Source organism: Cupriavidus sp. WS, assembly GCF_000395345.1.
In the GTDB taxonomy this organism is placed as follows: Bacteria; Pseudomonadota; Gammaproteobacteria; order Burkholderiales; family Burkholderiaceae; genus Cupriavidus; species Cupriavidus basilensis_B.
This window is the reverse complement of sequence record NZ_AQPL01000069.1, coordinates 1-16,742: the sequence shown is the minus strand read 5'-3', so window position 1 is coordinate 16,742 and position 16,742 is coordinate 1. Positions and strand designations below refer to the sequence as shown.

Annotated in this window: 19 protein-coding genes and 1 pseudogene; 8 read left to right on the top strand and 12 right to left on the bottom strand. The window is 68.9% G+C overall.

Going from position 1 to position 16,742, the window contains the following annotated elements:
• The 9 genes from K206_RS41450 to K206_RS0106755 all read right to left on the bottom strand — a co-directional run.
• On the bottom strand, positions 1-94 hold a 94-nt coding region (locus tag K206_RS41450; protein WP_155887985.1), incomplete at its 3' end, for an NAD(P)-binding domain-containing protein.
• Positions 91-504 (bottom strand): RidA family protein, encoded by a 414-nt coding sequence (locus K206_RS0106790; protein ID WP_029043312.1) that lies wholly within the window; start codon positions 502-504, stop codon positions 91-93. The genes K206_RS41450 and K206_RS0106790, both read right to left, overlap by 4 nt.
• Positions 505-577: 73 nt before the next feature.
• Positions 578-1,564 (bottom strand): D-2-hydroxyacid dehydrogenase, encoded by a 987-nt coding sequence (locus K206_RS0106785; protein ID WP_155887984.1) that lies wholly within the window; start codon positions 1,562-1,564, stop codon positions 578-580.
• Between the two features lie 9 nt (positions 1,565-1,573).
• Positions 1,574-2,077, bottom strand: a complete 504-nt coding sequence (locus K206_RS0106780) for an aromatic-ring-hydroxylating dioxygenase subunit beta (RefSeq protein ID WP_052165795.1) — start codon at positions 2,075-2,077, stop codon at positions 1,574-1,576.
• A complete protein-coding gene (locus K206_RS0106775; RefSeq protein WP_029043310.1) occupies positions 2,070-3,314 on the bottom strand; it encodes an aromatic ring-hydroxylating dioxygenase subunit alpha in 1,245 nt (414 codons plus the stop codon). Before K206_RS0106775 ends, K206_RS0106780 begins: the two co-directional genes overlap by 8 nt.
• A complete protein-coding gene (locus K206_RS0106770) occupies positions 3,311-4,306 on the bottom strand; it encodes an ABC transporter substrate-binding protein (RefSeq protein WP_020201657.1) in 996 nt (331 codons plus the stop codon). Before K206_RS0106770 ends, K206_RS0106775 begins: the two co-directional genes overlap by 4 nt.
• 56 nt (positions 4,307-4,362) lie before the next feature.
• Positions 4,363-5,178, bottom strand: coding sequence for an ABC transporter permease (locus tag K206_RS0106765; protein WP_020201656.1), 816 nt, complete (start codon positions 5,176-5,178; stop codon positions 4,363-4,365).
• Positions 5,179-5,188: 10 nt separating this feature from the next.
• Positions 5,189-5,998: an ABC transporter ATP-binding protein gene (locus tag K206_RS0106760; protein ID WP_020423699.1), complete on the bottom strand. Its 810-nt coding sequence runs from the start codon at positions 5,996-5,998 to the stop codon at positions 5,189-5,191.
• A complete protein-coding gene (locus K206_RS0106755) occupies positions 5,995-6,714 on the bottom strand; it encodes a GntR family transcriptional regulator (RefSeq protein ID WP_231401571.1) in 720 nt (239 codons plus the stop codon). The genes K206_RS0106760 and K206_RS0106755 overlap by 4 nt, the downstream gene beginning before the upstream one ends.
• 334 nt (positions 6,715-7,048) lie before the next feature.
• Between K206_RS0106755 and K206_RS0106750 the strand changes: the two genes are divergently transcribed.
• Both K206_RS0106750 and K206_RS0106745 read left to right on the top strand, forming a co-directional pair.
• On the top strand, positions 7,049-7,672 hold the full coding sequence (locus tag K206_RS0106750; protein ID WP_020201653.1) for a TetR/AcrR family transcriptional regulator: 624 nt from the start codon (positions 7,049-7,051) through the stop codon (positions 7,670-7,672).
• Positions 7,673-7,805: 133 nt separating this feature from the next.
• Positions 7,806-8,852, top strand: coding sequence for an aldo/keto reductase (locus tag K206_RS0106745; protein WP_020201652.1), 1,047 nt, complete (start codon positions 7,806-7,808; stop codon positions 8,850-8,852).
• 92 nt (positions 8,853-8,944) lie between these two features.
• Here the strand turns inward: K206_RS0106745 and K206_RS0106740 are convergent, their stop codons facing one another.
• Positions 8,945-9,559 carry a TetR/AcrR family transcriptional regulator gene (locus K206_RS0106740; protein ID WP_020201651.1) on the bottom strand — a complete coding sequence of 205 codons (615 nt, stop codon included), beginning with the start codon at positions 9,557-9,559 and terminating at the stop codon, positions 8,945-8,947.
• 199 nt (positions 9,560-9,758) lie between these two features.
• On the opposite strand from K206_RS0106740, the gene K206_RS0106735 reads away from it, so the two are divergent.
• Together K206_RS0106735 and K206_RS0106730 are read left to right on the top strand one after the other, a co-directional pair.
• Positions 9,759-11,051, top strand: a complete 1,293-nt coding sequence (locus K206_RS0106735; protein WP_020423698.1) for an NADH:flavin oxidoreductase/NADH oxidase family protein — start codon at positions 9,759-9,761, stop codon at positions 11,049-11,051.
• Complete coding sequence (locus tag K206_RS0106730; protein WP_020201649.1) at positions 11,048-11,947, top strand: NAD-dependent epimerase/dehydratase family protein; 900 nt, start codon at positions 11,048-11,050, stop codon at positions 11,945-11,947. The genes K206_RS0106735 and K206_RS0106730 overlap by 4 nt, the downstream gene beginning before the upstream one ends.
• 35 nt (positions 11,948-11,982) lie before the next feature.
• Here the strand turns inward: K206_RS0106730 and K206_RS0106725 are convergent, their stop codons facing one another.
• Positions 11,983-12,390 carry a hypothetical protein gene (locus K206_RS0106725; protein WP_020201648.1) on the bottom strand — a complete coding sequence of 136 codons (408 nt, stop codon included), beginning with the start codon at positions 12,388-12,390 and terminating at the stop codon, positions 11,983-11,985.
• 56 nt (positions 12,391-12,446) lie between these two features.
• On the bottom strand, positions 12,447-13,400 hold the full coding sequence (locus tag K206_RS37680; protein WP_043365697.1) for a LysR family transcriptional regulator: 954 nt from the start codon (positions 13,398-13,400) through the stop codon (positions 12,447-12,449).
• Between the two features lie 163 nt (positions 13,401-13,563).
• Here K206_RS37680 and K206_RS0106715 point away from each other — a divergent pair, with 163 nt between their 5' ends.
• From K206_RS0106715 to K206_RS0106700, 4 genes and pseudogenes are all read left to right on the top strand, one after another.
• Positions 13,564-14,553 carry an aldo/keto reductase gene (locus K206_RS0106715; protein ID WP_020201646.1) on the top strand — a complete coding sequence of 330 codons (990 nt, stop codon included), beginning with the start codon at positions 13,564-13,566 and terminating at the stop codon, positions 14,551-14,553.
• A 129-nt stretch (positions 14,554-14,682) separates the two neighbouring features.
• A complete protein-coding gene (locus K206_RS0106710; protein ID WP_029043308.1) occupies positions 14,683-15,189 on the top strand; it encodes a DUF1993 family protein in 507 nt (168 codons plus the stop codon).
• A 61-nt stretch (positions 15,190-15,250) separates the two neighbouring features.
• Positions 15,251-16,216, top strand: coding sequence for a LysR substrate-binding domain-containing protein (locus tag K206_RS0106705; protein ID WP_020201644.1), 966 nt, complete (start codon positions 15,251-15,253; stop codon positions 16,214-16,216).
• Between the two features lie 234 nt (positions 16,217-16,450).
• Positions 16,451-16,742: pseudogene (locus K206_RS0106700) on the top strand (7-carboxy-7-deazaguanine synthase); the annotation flags it as partial.

Here is a 16,742-nt window from a genome sequence, read left to right as displayed (position 1 = left end):
CGCACAGCGGGTATCCGGCGCGCAGGAGGTGGCCGGCCATCGGCGCGCCCATCACGCCCAGGCCGATGAAGCCGAGCCGCGGCGTGGCCGTCATGCCTGGCCTCCCGCGCCGGGGCGGCGCGCGACCATGTCGATCTCGATGAGCGCGTCCTTGGCCAGTCCCGTCACGCCCACGCAGGTGCGGGCGGGGCGCCTGCCGGCGGGGAAGTAGGAGGCATAGACCGCGTTCATGCGGTCGTAGTCGCGCTGGAATTCCGTGAGGTACACCCGGACCTGCAGCACGTGTTCGAGGCCGAGTCCGCAACCTTCCAGCACGGTCGCGAGATTCTTCATGACCTGGTGCGTCTGCGCCTCGATGCCGTCGGGATAGCCGGATTCCAGCCCCGTGCCGAGAAACGGCATCTGGCCGGTGACGAGGACCCAGCCGTCCGACTCGACGGCGTGGCTGAACGGCGCCACGGGATCGGGGGCGCCGGCGAGCATGTGAAAAACGGGTGCGTTCATGTCTGTGTCTACCTGGAGTATTCGGTGGAGCGTTCGGTGAAATATTCGGTGGGCGGGCGGGATGCCTGCCTGTTCAGTAGCCTTGCGCGCGGTCGACCTGGTTGCGCAGCGCTTCGCCTGCCCGCAGGCGGCGGAAGTTGTCGAACCACAGGTCGAGGACGCGCTGGCCGTAGTCAGGGGCATCGCAGGTGATGTGCGGCGTCACCACGAGCCGGGGCACGTCCCAGTACGCGGATTCGGGCGGCAGCGGCTCGTTGTCGAAGACGTCCAGCACCGCGCCGCCCAGCAGGCCGTCGCGCAGGCGCTGTGCCAGCGCCGGGTAGTCCACCAGCGCGGCCCGGGCCATGTTCACGATGCCGGCATGGGGCGGCAGCAGCGCCAGCCGCGCCGCGCTCATCAGGTTGCGCGTCTCTTCGGTCAGCGGCGCCGTCACCACGACGAAGTCCGCCGTGGGCAGCAGCGCGTCCAGCCTCGCGGTGGGCGCGACGGGAATGCCGGGCGCTTCCGCCTTGGGCGTTCCGCTGCGCGTGACCGCCGTCACCGCCAGCCCCAGGTTCTGCGCCGCCAGGCCCACGGCCTGGCCGATGTCGCCGAAGCCGATCAGCACGAGCCGCTTGCCGCGGATCGGCCCGGTCATGAGGCTGTGCCAGGCGCGCGCGCGCTGGTTCGCCATGACTTCGGGCATGCGCGCGTTGAGCATCAGCAGGGCCATCAGGGCGGACTCGCCGGCCTTGTCGCTGTGGATGCCGCTGCTGTTGGTCAGCGCGAGGTCCGGCCGGAAATCGGAGATCGGCATCAGGTGGTCCACGCCGGCGCCCGTCGTATGGATCCAGCGCAGCCGCGGCGCCGCATTGACGGCCTTCCGGTCGAAGCCGGAGGCGATCAGCGCATCCGCCGAGGACAAATGCTCGTGGAGCCGCTCGCCGTCCCAGCTGAACGAGACGTCGACCAGCGCGGCCAGTTCGGGATGCCGCGCGGCAGCCTTGGCCCACGTGGCCGCGTCCAGGTGGAAAGCCGGCGGCTTGGCGCGCTTGCTGTCGAGGTGCAATCGAAACGTCACGTGCGCCCCTCAGATCGGAAGGGCGACCAGCGTGTCGAAGCGCGCCGAATCGGCCACCACGACGCGCGAGCGCAGCAGCGCCTGGCCGCCCTCGAAAACCAGATGGTCGACATAGCGGCCGGCGCTGAACACGGTCATGTCGCCATCCACATCGGTCCGCACGACGAGGTAGCTGGTCTCGCAGCGGACTTCCTCGCCGCCCAGGCTCAGCACCTCGGTGGCGCCGGTCATGTGCCGGTAGACGTGCGGCTCGTAGATGTTCACGCCGCGGATCGCCTGGACGCGGTCTTCGAGCATGCCGCGGTTGTTGCAGTACCAGACGCCGAAGTCGCGTCCCGCCTCGTAGTCGGTCCGCGTCGTGATGCGGTAGACGCCATCCTCGGTAAACAGCGTTGGCCAGACTTCGTACTCGCCGTTGTCGATGGCCGATGCGTAGCGCGCCATCAGCCGGTCGATGCTCGTTTTCGTGGCCGTCGGCAATTCCAGCGCCGGATCCCTGGTGATGCTAGACATTCATCAACTCCCGATAGAACTCCCAGAAACCGCGCACCGAGGTCTCGGTCGCGCGCGTGGGCATGGAACCCGTGCCCTTGCCCCCCATCTCGATCACCGCCGATTCGTCCTCGGAGCCCTTGATCCCCTTCTCGACGAGGTAGCCGATCATGCCGTCCTCCATCGACACCAGCCCGGCCGGCCCGACGAGGTTGTTCTGCTTGCGGCGCACCTGCGTCTGCTCGGGCGTGTCTTCCTCGAAGCCGATCTGGGTCCAGACCAGCTCGCACTTGTCCGGGCCGAGCGGGATGCACTGGCGCACGCCCAGCGCGTTCATGATCTGGTGCAGCACGAAGCCGGGGAAGAGGCTCTGGATTGCGTTGGTGATGTTGTCCGGGTATTCCATCCACTGGTCGATCAGCGACGGGTCCCGCAGCCCGACGTCGTCCTTCATCGCGCGCAGGATGCCCGAGTCGTAGGCCTGGTGGCCCACGTCGGTGAAGCGCTTGGTGAAGCTGATGTGGTGGCGGCTGTGATCGTCCTGGATGGTGCCGCCTTCGGCGGACAGCCGGTTGATCTTGAAGGTGGCGAAGAACGCATGCAGCAGGCTGGGGTGGTAGTTGTCGCGGCTGTTCTCGATGTACAGCTTCCAGTTGTTGTGCATGATCTGGCTGCTGCGCCCGAGGATCTTGACCTTCCCGTACAGCGTGCGCTCGATGTGGGCCACCATCTCCGGCCCGAGATAGGTTCGCAGGTCCGCGACGGTGTCGCTGAAGGTGCCGAACACCAGCCCGCGGATGGTTTCCACGCGCAGCGCCTTGAGGCCGTGGTTCTTCTTGTCGAAGTCCTCCGGCATGCCGCCGCCGCCGGCGATGCCGTGCTCGAAGGCGACGCCGGTCAGCCGGCCGTTGAGGTCATAGACCCAGTTGTGGTACGGGCACACCAGGTTCGGGCGCTTGCGGTTGCCGCGCGCTTCGTGGCACAGCACGGAGCCCTTGTGGATGCACTTGTTGACCAGGGACTTGATCGCGCCGTCCGGGCCGCGGATGACCACGACGGACGAATGGCCCACCTTGGTGGTGACGTAGTCGCCCACGTTGGGGATGTCGGCCTCGAGGCAGAGGAAGTTCCACACCGGCCCGCGGAAGATGGCCTGCTGCTCCTTCATGTAGGTGTCCTGGTCCGAATAGATGCGGTACGGCACGCGTGTCGCGCCCGCTTCGGGCCATCGGATGGTTTGCTCTTGAACAGTGCTCATTTCAGTGCCTTTGCATCGTTGTAGGGTCGGGCCAGGAAGATGTCGGCGGGCATGTTGCCCTTGAGGATGCCTTCGGCCTTGAAGATGTCGAAGGTCCGCTTGAGGGTGTCGATGTCGGCCGGCTCCAGGGACACCGCGTTCATGCCCAGCCACCGGTCGGCATACATCCTGGCGCCCGATTCCGGCAGGTTGCCGGCCTTCTTGAGGATCTCGACGACGGCTGCGCCGTTCCTGGCGCCGAAGTTCAGCGTGTCGCGCATGGCGGCCACGGCCCGGGCCGCGCCGTCCGGGTACTTCTTCATCCAGTCGTCGCGCATGATGGCCACCCCGATGTACGGCAGCGACTTGGACTTCGTCATGGTCTGCCACTCGTCGCGGAACGTGGCGAGCGTGCGCAGCTTGCCCGCGTCATGCCCCAGCTGGGCGATGGTGGTGGAGCGCAGCGCCGCGGCGTCGACATCCTTTTGCAGCACGAATTGCACGAGGCGCGATTCGTTGCCGGGCACGAAGCTGTAGTCCTTGGGGGACAGGCCGTGATTGGCCTGCAGCGTGGCCGTGCCGACCGAGGTCGTGGCGCTGCCGGTCGGCGCCATGCCGATCTTCTTGCCCTTGAGATCGGCCATCGTCTTGATGGGCGAGTCGGCCGGCACGACGAACTCGGCCTCGACGATCTGCGTGGCCAGGATGATCTTCACCGGCACGCCCTGGTCGCCCAGGCTGAAGGCGCCGGCCAGGCTGGCGCCGAAGGCCAGGTCGATGGTGTTGGCCGCGATCGCCTTGGTGGGGCCGTTGACGTCGGGGAAGTAGACGAACTCCGGTTCGAAGCCGCGCGCTTGCAACTGTTTCTGCGCTTCCATCACGGCGCCGAAGCCGAGGCTGACGCCGCTGGTCCAGTAGCCGACGCGGATCGGCGTGGCGGCCGACGCGCCGGCCGCCGACATGGCCAGACCGAGCGCGCAGGCACTCATGCGGATGAGTTGGGAGAATTTCATGCGGAACTCCATTGGGGGCGGTGGGGGGAGGGGGGACGGTACGGCGATGCGTCTGTTCAGACGTCTTTTTTCCAGCGGAAGAGATGGCGCTCCAGCGGCTTGAGCAGGCCCAGTTCGATGACCAGCATCATCGCCACCAGGGTGAAGGTCCAGGCGAAGACCTGATCGGTCAGCACGAGGTCGGCGGCCTGCCGCAGGCGATAGCCGATCCCGCTGGTGGAGCCGATCGTCTCGGCCACCAGGCTGACCCGCCAGCCGAAGCCGAAGGCCAGCCGCGCGCCGGCGAAGAAGTGGGGCAGCACGGTGGGCAGGTAGACCTTCCAGAGCACCTGGCGGCCCGACATGCGGAAGGCGCGGGCCAGCTCCACGAAGTCCGCGTTCACGGTGCGCGTGCCCTGCCAGACGTTGGTCAGGATCAGCGGCATGGCGGTCATGAACACGACGAAGATGGTCGTCATGTTGGAGATGCCGAACCAGATCAGCGCGAAGATCGCCCAGATGGCCGACGACACGGTGTTGACCACCGCCAGGATGGGCTCGAAGAAATCGGCGAGCCGCTTGTTGGCGCCCAGCACGATGCCCAGCGGCACGCCGACGACCACGGCCATCAGGAAGCCGGAGACGACGCGGCCGAAGGTCATGCGGATGTCGGTGAAGAAGCTGCCGTTGTCGATCATGGTCCGCATGGCGTCCAGCGTGCGCTGGGGGCTCGGGAAGACGTAGGCGGGCGCCTTGAGCGAGGCGACCCACCAGCCGGCGAGCAGCAGCAGCGCGAGCGCGAGGCGCTGGGTGGCGAGGCCGGCGGACGGCCGCGCCTTCGCGGGGGCTTCGGCGATATCGGAGGGAGGGGAGTTGGACGCGGTGGTGGACATGGCGGGGGCCTCAGAGCAGTTGGCGCAGTTCACGAACCTTGTCCACGAACGGTTGGCCGAGATAGTTGCGGGGGCGCGGGATGTCGATGTCGACGATCTCCTTGACGCGCCCGGGGCGCGGGGACAGCACGACCACCCTGTCGGCCAGCACCACGGCTTCTTCCACGTCGTGCGTGACGAACACGACCGTCAGGTGCTTGAGCCGGTGGATGCGCAGGATTTCCTCGTGCATCTGTGTACGGATGGAGGGGTCGAGCTTCGAGAACGGCTCGTCCATCAGCAGGATCTTCGGCTCGCCGATCAGGCTGCGCGCCAGCGCCACGCGGCTGCGCATGCCGCCGGAGAGTTGGTGCGGATAGGCGTCGGCGAACGCCTGGAGCCCGACCAGCTCGAGCAGCGCGCCCGCGCGCTCGCGGCGCTCGCGCTTGGGCATGGACCCGGCTTCGAGGCCGAAGGCGACGTTGTCGATCGTCGTGCGCCACGGCAGCAGGCGGTCTTCCTGGAACATGTAGGTGACCTTGCTCCAGTCATCGAAGTCCTTGCCCACCTTGCCGTCGTAGGTGATGCTGCCGCGGTCGGCCTTGATCAGGCCCGAGACGATGTTCAGCAAGGTGCTCTTGCCGCAGCCGGAGGTGCCCACCAGGGCCACCACGGAGCCGCGCGGCACCTCGAAGCTGATGTCCTTGAGCACGGTCAGCCCGTTGGGCTCGTGGGTGTCGAACCACTTGCTCACGTTCTCGACGCGCACCGCGACATCCGCCTGCTTCGACGGCTCGCAGGCCTGCGCCTTCGCCGCGGCCATCGCGATCACCGCGTTCATTGCCCGCCCCCGAGATGCACGTTGGCCAGCGACATGGACTCGCTCTGCGCGCGGATGCTCTTCATGACCTTGTCCAGCGTCATGTCGCGGAAGGTCTGGATATGCCGCTTGACGATCCGCTCGGCGGCGGTGCCATCGCCGCGTTCGAGCGCGGCGATCAGCTCCATGTGGTCGTGGTCGATCTCGGCGCTGCCGCCCTGCCGGCCGAAGCCGAGCGCCACCAGGCGCTTCATCTCGTCGAGCAGGACGGAGATGTTCTGCGCCAGCCGGCCGTTGCCGGATGCCGTGGCGATTGCCAGGTGGAACTCGCGGTTGGCGTCGAGGAAGAAGCCCATGCGGTTGCCGGCATCGCGCGAAGCCGTGTTGTTGCGCGCCGAGCCCTCGATCTGCCGGAGCAGCCGGATGTCCGCCTTGCCCGCGGCCAGCTTGGCGGCGGCCGACTCCAGCAGCAGGCGCATGGCGAACAGTTCCTCGACGTCCTTGAGCGTGATCGGCGTGACGATGTAACCGTGGCGTGGCACGGAGCGCACGAACCCCTCCTGGACCAGCCGGGCCAGCGCGAGGCGGCAGGTGGCCCGGCCGACCTTGTACTTCTCCATCAGGGAGGCTTCGGTCAGCGAGCTGCCCATCGCCAGCTTGCACGAGAGGATTTCCTGCCGCAGGCTGTGATAGGTCGATTCGCCGAGCGAGGGGTGAACGGATACCAGTTGTCCCAACTGTCCATCTCTGTCTGAATCGCTCTTCGTGGTCACTGTGAGCACCTCAAAATGTAGTGGTGATAGGTTCACCAGAAGATTAAGCATGATCTGTGCCAGTGTTGACCAAAGGCAAAACACGGAGAAGTCCCCTGGTGTAGGAGGGGCAAGGCGCGAAATCCCGTGCATGCCGGCCCGCCTCGCACCATGACGATGCGGGGGGCGTGCCCGCGCGCGCACTGGAATGGGTAGGCCGCGCTGCGCGGCGATCCGGTGGCGGGGCCGCGGCGCCGCCTTGTTGCGGTTAGATTGTGATCGCCATATAATCGGCCGCATCGCTCAACCGGAGAACCCCATGAGAGTCAGCCGTGCCCAGGCGGAAGAGAACCGGCGCACCGTCATCGAGGCGGCCGGGCGGCTGTTCCGCGAACATGGTTTCGATGGCGTGGGCCTGAACGACCTGATGGGGGCCGCGGGCCTGACCCAGGGGGGCTTCTACAAGCAGTTCCGGTCGAAGGACGATCTCGCGGCGCAGGCCTGCGACCGCGCGATGGCCGACAGCGCCCGGGAATGGGCGCACACGGTGGAAAGCGGCGGCGACGAGGCGCTGGCCAGGCTGGTCGGCAAGTACCTGTCGTGCGGCCACCGCGACCATATCGGCGAGGGCTGCGCGTTCGCGGCGCTCGGCCCCGATGCCGCCCGGCACAGCCCGGAACTGGTCCGCAGTTTCGAGGCGGGCCTCAGGTCGCATCTCGAGATCCTCGGCCACGCCATGCGCGCCGCGCCTGCTCGCGCGGACCAAGGGCAGGGCGATCCCGTCGTCGTGCTCTCGACGATGGTGGGCGCGCTGCTCTTGTCCCGCATCGTCGCGGACGAGGCCCTTTCCCGGCGAATACTCGACTCCGCGGTCGGCAGCGTGCTCGGCCGCGAGGGCGCGGCCAGCCGCGCCGGCCACGCCGGCGAGCCGCCGGACTCATAAGCGTCCGGCCGCTGTCATCACCATCGTTGTTCCAGGCAGTGCGTTACGCGGTAACGCCGCTGCGTCCTTGTTCGCCTTGTTCTTGTCCGCCTTCACGTCGGACTCGACGTTTCACATCAATGGAGATGGATCCATGCGCTACAAACTCTTCGGCAAACACAGCGGCCTGCGGGTCTCCGAGCTGGTGCTGGGAACCGGGAATTTCGGGACCAGATGGGGTCATGGCACCGAACCCGGCGAGGCACGCCGCATCTTCGATGCCTACGCGGACGCGGGCGGCAATTTCATCGACACGGCCAACAGCTACCAGTTCGGCCAGTCCGAGGAAATCCTGGGCGAGCTGCTGGCCGGACGGCGCGACGATTTCGTGCTGGCGACGAAGTTCACGCTGGGGACCGATCCCAAGGCCGGCCTCTTTACCACCGGCAACAGCCGCAAGGCGATGATCGCGTCGGTCGAGATGAGCCTGAAGCGGCTCAAGACCGACCGGATCGACCTTTACTGGGCCCACATGGCCGATGGCGTGACCCCGATCGAGGAAATCGTGCGGGGCTTCGACGATCTCGCGCGGGCCGGCAAGATCCTCTACGCGGGTCTTTCGGACTTTCCGGCGTGGCGGGTGGCGCGGGCCGCGACCATCGCCGAGCTGCGCGGCGCGGTGCCCATCGCCGGTCTCCAGGTCGAGCACAGCCTGGTCGAGCGCACCACCGAGCAGGAGCTCCTGCCGGCCGGCGAAGCGCTCGGCCTTGGCGTGGTGGCCTGGTCGCCGCTCGGCGGCGGCATGCTGACCGGCAAGTACCGGCAGGGCGAGAAGGGCCGCGCCGAAGGCTTCGGCGGCAAGGTATTCCAGCCGGAGAATTCGCCGCAGCGCACCGCGATTCTCGACACGCTGATCGCGGTCGCCCAGGAGGCCGGCGTCACGCCCGGCGAGATTGCCATCGCCTGGGTCGCGGCCAAGGGCTCGCTGCCGATCATCGGGCCGCGCACGCTGGCCCATCTGGAGAACAATCTCGCCGCGGCAAAGGTGGCGCTGTCGCCCGCGCAGATCGCGCGGCTCGACGCGGTGAGCGCGATCCCGGCGGTCTTCCCGTACTCGGTCATCAACGATCCGGGAACGCGGCAAGGCTTCGCCGGCGGAAAGTCGGATCGGTTCGATTTCCCGGCCGGACCCGTGGTCTGATCCTGGCCGCGCGTTGCCTGGCGCGCGTGGCTGCATGGCTGCGCACGCCTGACGAACTTCCCCCTGGATAGCCTCCGTCCTCCGGAGCGCCGTCAGAAATACCCGGCCCGCAGCAGCGCGAGCATGTCCCGGGCCGCGCCTTTCACCCGCGCCGCGATGTCGTCCTCCGACGGCTGGCGAATCCCCAGCAGCACGTCGTCGAACAGCCCCGCCTTCAACAGTCCGGCGAAGGCCTGGGCGGCGGCGCGCTGGTCGCCGACGCGCCAGCCTTCGCGCGCGCTCCACAGGTCCAGGTAGCCGGCGAACCTGGCGTCCCGCACGCCCGCCGTCTGCTCGAGATAGCGCTGTCCCAGCTCGGGAAAGCGGTGCGCATCGCGCACCACGACCCGGTAGAGCGCCAGCTGCTCCGGCGACAGGACATGGCGCAGGTATTCCTCGCCGGCCAGCGGCAGCGCCTCGGCGGGCGCGGCGGCATACCAGGCCGGCGGCGTCTCGTCATGTCCGGCGTGGGCCGTGCCCGGCATCTTGCCGCACGCCGCCTGCATCACGGCGCTGAACAGGTCGTCCTTGCTTTCGAAGTGCCGGTACAGGGTCTTGATCGACACGCCGGCGTCGGCGGCGATGCGGTTGACCGACGCCTGCGCGTAGCCCGCTTCCAGGAATGCCTTGAGCGCGGCCCCGACGATGAGGGCCTGCTTGCGTGCCATCAGCGCCGCTTTCGGATTGTCCGTTGACCAGGTTTTTGCCATGTGCCTCCCTGTTGCCTCTTGACAGTTTATACGACAGCGATCATTGTCGTATATACGACAGCGGTTGCTGTCGAATTGAGGCGGCTGCTGTCGTTCACGCCGCTTTCGCCGTTATTGCCACTGTTTTCGCCACCGCTCTCGCCACTTCGTACACGCCATGACGATTTCTCTCGACCAGCCGCTTGACCTGCCCTGCGGCGCCACGCTCGCCAACCGTCTTGCCAAGGCGGCGATGAGCGAAGGGCTCGCCGATGCCGCCAACCATGCCACGCCGCGGCTGGAGGCGCTGTACCGCCGCTGGGCGGGCTCGGGCGCGGCCCTCCTGCTGACCGGCAACATCCAGGTCGACCGCTGGCACCTGGAGCGCCCGAACAACATCGTGATCGACGACGGCGGCGGGCGCCGCCAGCTTGCCGCGCTCGCGCGGGCGGGCACGGCGCGGGGCGCGCATTTCTGGGCGCAGCTCAGCCATACCGGGCGCCAGGTCAGCAGCCACATCAATCCCGCGCCGCTGTCGTGCTCGGACGTGGAGATCGACGTGATCCGCAGCGCCGGCTTCAGCTTCGCCAGGCCCAGGCCGATGACCGAGGCGGAGATCGCCCACGCCATCGGCCAGTTCGCCTTCGCCGCGAGGGAGGTGAAGGACGCCGGCTTCACCGGCCTGTCGCTCCATGCCGCGCACGGCTACCTGATTTCGCAGTTCCTCAGCCCGCTGTCCAACCGCCGCGGCGATGGCTGGGGCGGCAGCCTGGAGAACCGCGCGCGCTTCCTGGTCGAGGTGATCGCCGCCGTGCGCGGCGCGGTCGGGCCGCGCTTTCCGGTCGGCATCAAGCTCAATGCCTCGGACTTCCAGCGCGGCGGCTTTACCCACGCCGAATGCGTCGAGCTGGTGAAGCGGCTCGACGATACCGGCCTCGACCTGCTGGAACTGTCGGGCGGGTCGCTGGAGCAGCCCAAGGTGGTCGGTGTCGCGGTGAAGGACGAGGGCGAGGACGGCCCCCGCGCCGGCAGCGCCGCGCGCGAAGCGTATTTCGTGGCGTTCGCGGGCGCGGTGCGCAAGGTCGCCAGGATGCCGGTGATGGTCACTGGCGGCTTCCGCGGCGCCGCGGCGATGCGGGAGGCCCTGGCAGCGGGCGACCTCGACGTGGTCGGCCTCGGCCGTCCGCTGATCGCCGATCCCGAGTCGCCGCGGCGCCTGCTCGCCGGCGAGATCGACCGGCTGGCGGCGCCGGAAGCCGCGCTGAACCTGTTCCATATCCTGCCGTGGAACAACATGCAGCTCGAGCGGCTTGGCGATGGCCTCGATCCCGACCTCCTGATGACCGGCGAGACCGCCGCGGCCGCGTTCGCCGAGCTGGAAGGCCGGAACATGGCGGCGCTGCTGGAGCATCGCCGGCGCCTGGCGGGCGCGAATTCCTCCCAACCCTCTGCAAGCGGAGCAGCAGCATGAAGATCTTCATTACCGGCGCGGCCGGCTACATCGGCGGCTCGGTCGCCGCAAAGCTCGTGGCCGCGGGCCATGACGTGACGGGCCTGGCGAGGTCGGCGGAACAGGTTCCGCTGCTGGAAGCGCGCGGCATCCGCGCGGTGGCCGGCACGCTGGACGACGCCGAGGTGCTCGCCGCGGCCGCCCGCGCCGCCGATGCCGTGATCCACGCGGCGAACGCCGACCACGCCGGCGCGCTGCTGACCCTGGCCGCGGCGCTGGAGCGCAGCGGCAAGCTGCTGATCCACACCACCGGCTCGGCCATCGTCGCGGACCATGCCGACGGCGCCTGTGCCGCGCAGACGCCGCTCACCGAGGACGACGCCTTCGAGCCGGTTCCCCACCGGCGCCCGCGCGTCGACATGAACCGCTACGTGCGCCAGGCGGCGATCGAGAAGGGCATCCGCTCCGTGGTCATCTGCCCGGGCATGGTCTACGGCGCCGGGCGCGGCATCCAGGCCGACAGCGACCAGATCCCGAAGCTGGTCGCGCTGTCCCGGCAGGCCGGCGCGGGCGTCTATTTCGGCCAGGGCCTCAACCGCTATTCGAACGTCCACATCGACGACCTCGTGGATCTTTACCTGCTGGCAATGGAAAAGGCCCCGGGCGGGTCCTTCTTCTTTGCCGAGAACGGCCACGCCGCCTTCAACGAGATCGCCGCGCTGATCAGCGACCATCTCGGCTTCGGCGGCAAGACCATCGGCCTGCCCATCGAGCACGTGATCCGCGAGTACGGCGAGGCCGGCCGCCTGGGTGTCGGCTCGAACAGTTTCGTGCGCGCCGCCAATGCGCGGCGCCTGGGCTGGTCGCCGCGGGCGCCCTCGCTGGCGGCATGGTTCCGGGCGCTGCCGGCGGCCTGACGGCGCGGCCGCGCCGGTGAAATGGGGCGCGCGGGCTACTCCCGCGTGCCGCCCAGCAGATCGTGCGCGTCGAGAATCGCATACGCGATCTCGGGCCTGGCATCCAGGCAGCGGCGGATGGCCGCGGGAATGGCCTGCCGGGTCTTGCGGCACAAGCCGGGCTGGTCTTCCACCCGGATGCTGATCCCGCGCGTGGTGCGCACTTCGTGGATGCTGGGCGTGATGGTGACGACGATGCCCAGCAGCGCCCGCATGCGCTCTTCCATCTTGCGCAGGTCGGCAAGGCTGGCGAGGCTTTCCAGGCGCGCCACCAGCCTTTTTTCTTCTTCCTGCGTGAGCTGCAGGATGCGGATGTCGGCGCGCGGGTCGCTCAGCAGCGCCTCGCGATTGCAGTTGCAGGCGCCAGGCGGGCATTCCTTGCGAATCGGAAACGGGGCGTTCATGTGGTCGTCGGGGCAGCGCGTGCCTCAGCCGGGGGGCGGTAGCCGCTTATCTTAAATCAGGATGCCGGCAGGGCCTCGGCCCGTTCGGCGGCGCCGGGCTCCCGCTCCGGCGCCGCCGCGCCGCGGCCGACCAGCAGTTCCAGGAAGGCGCCCGGCGCCGCATCGAGGCCGTGGCCGTCCGTCTTGCCGTGCTCGGCGTAGGCCACCACCAGTTCCCAGCAGATCTCGGGCGCCGCGAGGGGGACGAAGGACAGCGTCGCGCCGCGCGCCTCGGCCACCGCCTGCGGCACCAGCGCCACGCCGAGCCCGCGCGCCACCAGCGCCAGCAGGGTGTCGAGATCGCTGACCTCGAAGGCGATGCGCCGCTCCACGCCGGCTTCGCCGAAGCCGCGGTCGGCCAGCCGGCGCGTGCCGTGCGCCGGCTCGAAGTCGACGAAGGGCTCGCCGGCGAGCGTGGCCAGCGAGACTTCCGCCATGCCCGCCAGCCGGTGGCCGCGCGCGCACGCGAGCACCAGGCTTTCGCAGGCGATCTGCGTGGTCGCGAGCTGGGCCGGCGGCTCGCCGATCGGCAGGATGGCGAAGTCGAGCTTGCCGGCGCGCACCTTGTCCATCAGGTGCGAGGCGCTGCCCTGGCACAGGTGGACCTCGATGTCCGGGTACTGGCCGTGAAAGCGCGCCAGCAGCGCCGGCAGGTCGACGAAGGCCGGCAGGCTCTGGACCGTGCCGATGCTGAGCTTGCCGCGCCGCAGCGCCGCGATGTCGGCGACCATCTCGCGGCCCTGGCGGATCGCGTCGAGCGCTTCCCTGGTCTTGCCGAGGAAGGCGCGCCCGGCGGCGGTCAGGCGCACGTGGCGCGTGGTGCGGGCGAACAGTTTCGCGTCCAGTTCGTCCTCGAGCGAGCGGACCGAGGTCGACAGCGCCGACTGCACGATGTTCATGCGCTGCGCGGCGACGGTGAAGCTGCCTTCCTCGGCGACCGCCACGAAATGCCGCAACTGTCTAAGCTCCATGCGTTTCCTTGTTTTCCAGTGATTTATCTCCGTATGGGATAAATCGAATCTCTATCTTCTATTGGAAAGATAAGCGCGCAGCGGGCATATTGCAACGGTGCGGCGGGTTTGCCCCTTGACCGAAGGGGCGGCCGGCTCGCAGCCACACTTGACGGAGTCATGCATGGAACAGATTGAAATCGGCAGCTCGGGCATCCGGGCCTCGCGCATCGGCCTCGGCACCTGGGCCATCGGCGGCTGGATGTGGGGCGGCATCGACGAGCGCGAGGCCATCGCGACGATCCAGCGCGCGGTGGGGCTGGGCGTGACGCTGATCGATACCGCGCCGGTCTACGGCTTCGGCCGCTCGGAAGAGATCGTCGGCAAGGCGCTGAAGGAAGCCGGCCTGCGCGGCAAGGTGCAGATTGCCACCAAGGCCGGGCTCGACTGGAAGGACGGCAAGGTCTTCCGCGATTCGCGCGCCGCGCGCCTGCGCACGGAGGTCGAGGACTCGCTGCGCCGGCTGCAGACCGACGTGCTCGACGTCTACCAGATCCACTGGCCCGACCTCGAAACCCCGCTCGAGGAAACCGCGCGCGTGCTGGAAGACCTGCGCCGCGAGGGCAAGATCCGCGCGATCGGCGTGAGCAACTTCTCGCCGGCGCAGATGGACGCGTTCCGCGCCGTCGCCACGCTGGACGCCGTGCAGCCGCCGTACAACCTGTTCGAGCGCGACATCGAGGCCGACGTGCTGCCCTACGCCGCGCGGACCGGGCTGACGGTGCTGAGCTACGGCGCGATCTGCCGCGGCCTGCTGTCGGGCAGGATCGACGCGTCGACCACGTATGAAGGCGACGACCTGCGCAAGATCGACCCCAAGTTCTCGGGCGAGCGCTTCCAGGAATACCTGGCCGCGGTGCAGGCGCTCGAGGCGCTGGCGCGCGAGCGCTTCGGCAAGTCGGTGCTGGCGCTGGCGGTGCGCTGGGTGCTCGACAAGGGCCCGACCATCGCGCTGTGGGGCGCGCGCCGCCCGCAGCAGCTCGATCCGGTCGGCGAGATCCTCGGCTGGCACATCGACGCGCAGAGCATGGCCGACATCGACGCGATCCTGGCGCGCTGCATCCGCGAGCCGATCGCGCCGACCTACATGGCGCCGCCGGTGAAGCGGCCCTGAGGCAGGGGAAGGAGCGAGAGCTGGGAGGGCGCCGGCGCGGCCCTGCGCAAAGCCGGCAAACGGTTTATGCTCGCGGTCGCGCGTCCGCCCCGGTGCGGGCGCCAGCCAACCCCAGCCAAGGACACCCCCATGTCACTTTCCATGTATGAAGCTTCGATCCCGGTATTCCTGCGGGCCTTCGGCAATCTGTCGGCCATCCTGGACAAGGGCGCCGCGTTCGCGCAGGCGCAGGGCATGGACCCGTCGGACCTGATCCAGACCCGCCTGGTGGCGGACATGGACCCGCTGCCGGCCCAGGTGCAGCGCGCCAGCGACAGCGCCAAGGGCTGCGCGGCGCGGCTGGCCGGCATCGAGATGCCGTCGTTCGCCGACAACGAGGCCACGTTCCCGGAACTGCAGGAGCGCATCGCCAGGACGGTCGCTTTCCTGAAGACCATCCAGCCGGCGCAGCTGGAAGGCAGCGACACCCGCATCGTCGAGCTCAAGCTGCGGCCCGAGCCGGTCAAGTTCGACGGCAAGTCCTACCTGCTGGGCTTCGCGCTGCCGAACTTCTTTTTCCACGTGACCACGGCCTACGACATCCTGCGCCACAAGGGCGTGCCGATCGGCAAGCGCGACTATCTCGGCCTGCCCTGAGCCGCCGGCATGGCCCGGACCCGAATACGGCGGCGCCGCTTCGGCGCGCTAGTATTCGGGAATGAAGATCACACTCGAAGAACTCCAGGCCTTCGCCACCGTGGTGGACAGCGGCTCCATCACCGCCGCCGCCGAGCAACTGGGGCAGACCGTGTCCGGCATCAGCCGGGCGCTCGGCCGCCTCGAGGACAAGGTCGGCACCACCTTGCTGCACCGGACCACGCGCCGGCTGGCGCTGAGCGAGGAGGGCGAGGCGCTGCTGGCCCACGCGCGCAGCATCCTGGCCTCGGTGGAGCTGGCCGAGGAACAGATGGCGGTGCGCCGCGAGCGGCCCGCCGGGCGGCTGCGGGTGAACGCGGCGTCGCCGTTCATGCTCCACGTAGTGGTGCCGCTGGTGGGCGAGTTCCGCCGCGCCTACCCGGAGATCGAGCTGGAGCTCAACACCAACGACCAGATCATCGACCTGCTCGAGCACCGCACCGACGTGGCCATCCGCATCGGCACGCTGCGCGACTCCACGCTGCACGCGCGTCCGCTGGCCAGCAGCCGCGTGCGCGTGCTGGCCAGCCCGGCCTATCTCAAGGCGCGCGGGCGGCCCGAATCGGTGGACGACCTCGCCGGCCACAGCCTGATCGGCTTCAACCAGCCCGAGTCGCTCAACCGCTGGCCGCTGCGCGGCGCGATGGGCGAGGAAGTGCACGTCACGCCGCACCTGACCGCATCGAGCGGCGAGACCCTGCGCCAGCTCGCGCTCGCCGGCGAGGGGCTGGTCTGCCTGTCGGACTTCATGACCGAGGAGGACCGCCGGCGCGGCGACCTGGTGCAGGTGCTGATGCGCGACACCATCGAGGAGCGGCAGTCGATCAACGCGGTCTACTACCTCAATACGCAGCTGTCGGCGCGCATCGCCTGTTTCCTGGACTTCGTCGGCGCGCGGCTGCGGGCGGCGCAGTGGGCCAAGGTGCCGCCGGGAGCGCGCCGCGCGGCCGGCACGGCTGGAGCCGATCCGCTACCTGTGCGAAAATAGCGAGTTAGCCGCAGTAGCCTGGCCATTGGCCATCGATTCCGGGTGGCCGCCAGCTTGCCGGCCGCCCGCGCGGGATTGCCGTTCCGGCATCGCCGCCCGCCGGCCCGATCCGTCCGCCGGCCTTCCGCCGCCGCCCGTATCCGCAGCCACGCACGTCTGCCGCGAATGGCTGCCGCGCACCCGCAAAGACACACGACAGACTCACAACCGCCTTACCATCGCATTGCCATCAGCATGACTTACGCCGTCAAGGAAATCTTCTACACACTGCAGGGCGAAGGCGCCAACGCCGGCCGCGCCGCGGTGTTCTGCCGCTTCTCCGGATGCAACCTCTGGAGCGGGCGCGAAGAAGACCGGGCCGGCGCGGTCTGCCAGTTCTGCGACACCGATTTCGTCGGCACCGACGGCACCGAGGGCGGCAAGTACCGCACCGCCGAGGCGCTCGCCGACAAGGTCGCGGCGCACTGGCCGCGGGACGTGGAGGCCGGCGCCGCCGGCCGCCCGCTGGTGGTCTGCACCGGCGGCG

Bases quoted from the DNA above. Each gene is read 5' to 3' on its own strand.
- K206_RS0106790 (WP_029043312.1), bottom strand. From the start codon at position 504: ATGAACGCACCCGTTTTTCACATGCTCGCCGGCGCCCCCGATCCCGTG.
- K206_RS0106780 (WP_052165795.1), bottom strand. From the start codon at position 2,077: ATGTCTAGCATCACCAGGGATCCGGCGCTGGAATTGCCGACGGCCACG.
- K206_RS0106775 (WP_029043310.1), bottom strand. From the start codon at position 3,314: ATGAGCACTGTTCAAGAGCAAACCATCCGATGGCCCGAAGCGGGCGCG.
- K206_RS0106770 (WP_020201657.1), bottom strand. From the start codon at position 4,306: ATGAAATTCTCCCAACTCATCCGCATGAGTGCCTGCGCGCTCGGTCTG.
- K206_RS0106765 (WP_020201656.1), bottom strand. From the start codon at position 5,178: ATGTCCACCACCGCGTCCAACTCCCCTCCCTCCGATATCGCCGAAGCC.
- K206_RS0106760 (WP_020423699.1), bottom strand. From the start codon at position 5,998: ATGAACGCGGTGATCGCGATGGCCGCGGCGAAGGCGCAGGCCTGCGAG.
- K206_RS0106750 (WP_020201653.1), top strand. From the start codon at position 7,049: ATGAGAGTCAGCCGTGCCCAGGCGGAAGAGAACCGGCGCACCGTCATC.
- K206_RS0106745 (WP_020201652.1), top strand. From the start codon at position 7,806: ATGCGCTACAAACTCTTCGGCAAACACAGCGGCCTGCGGGTCTCCGAG.
- K206_RS0106740 (WP_020201651.1), bottom strand. From the start codon at position 9,559: ATGGCACGCAAGCAGGCCCTCATCGTCGGGGCCGCGCTCAAGGCATTC.
- K206_RS0106735 (WP_020423698.1), top strand. From the start codon at position 9,759: ATGACGATTTCTCTCGACCAGCCGCTTGACCTGCCCTGCGGCGCCACG.
- K206_RS0106730 (WP_020201649.1), top strand. From the start codon at position 11,048: ATGAAGATCTTCATTACCGGCGCGGCCGGCTACATCGGCGGCTCGGTC.
- K206_RS0106725 (WP_020201648.1), bottom strand. From the start codon at position 12,390: ATGAACGCCCCGTTTCCGATTCGCAAGGAATGCCCGCCTGGCGCCTGC.
- K206_RS37680 (WP_043365697.1), bottom strand. From the start codon at position 13,400: ATGGAGCTTAGACAGTTGCGGCATTTCGTGGCGGTCGCCGAGGAAGGC.
- K206_RS0106715 (WP_020201646.1), top strand. From the start codon at position 13,564: ATGGAACAGATTGAAATCGGCAGCTCGGGCATCCGGGCCTCGCGCATC.
- K206_RS0106710 (WP_029043308.1), top strand. From the start codon at position 14,683: ATGTCACTTTCCATGTATGAAGCTTCGATCCCGGTATTCCTGCGGGCC.
- K206_RS0106705 (WP_020201644.1), top strand. From the start codon at position 15,251: ATGAAGATCACACTCGAAGAACTCCAGGCCTTCGCCACCGTGGTGGAC.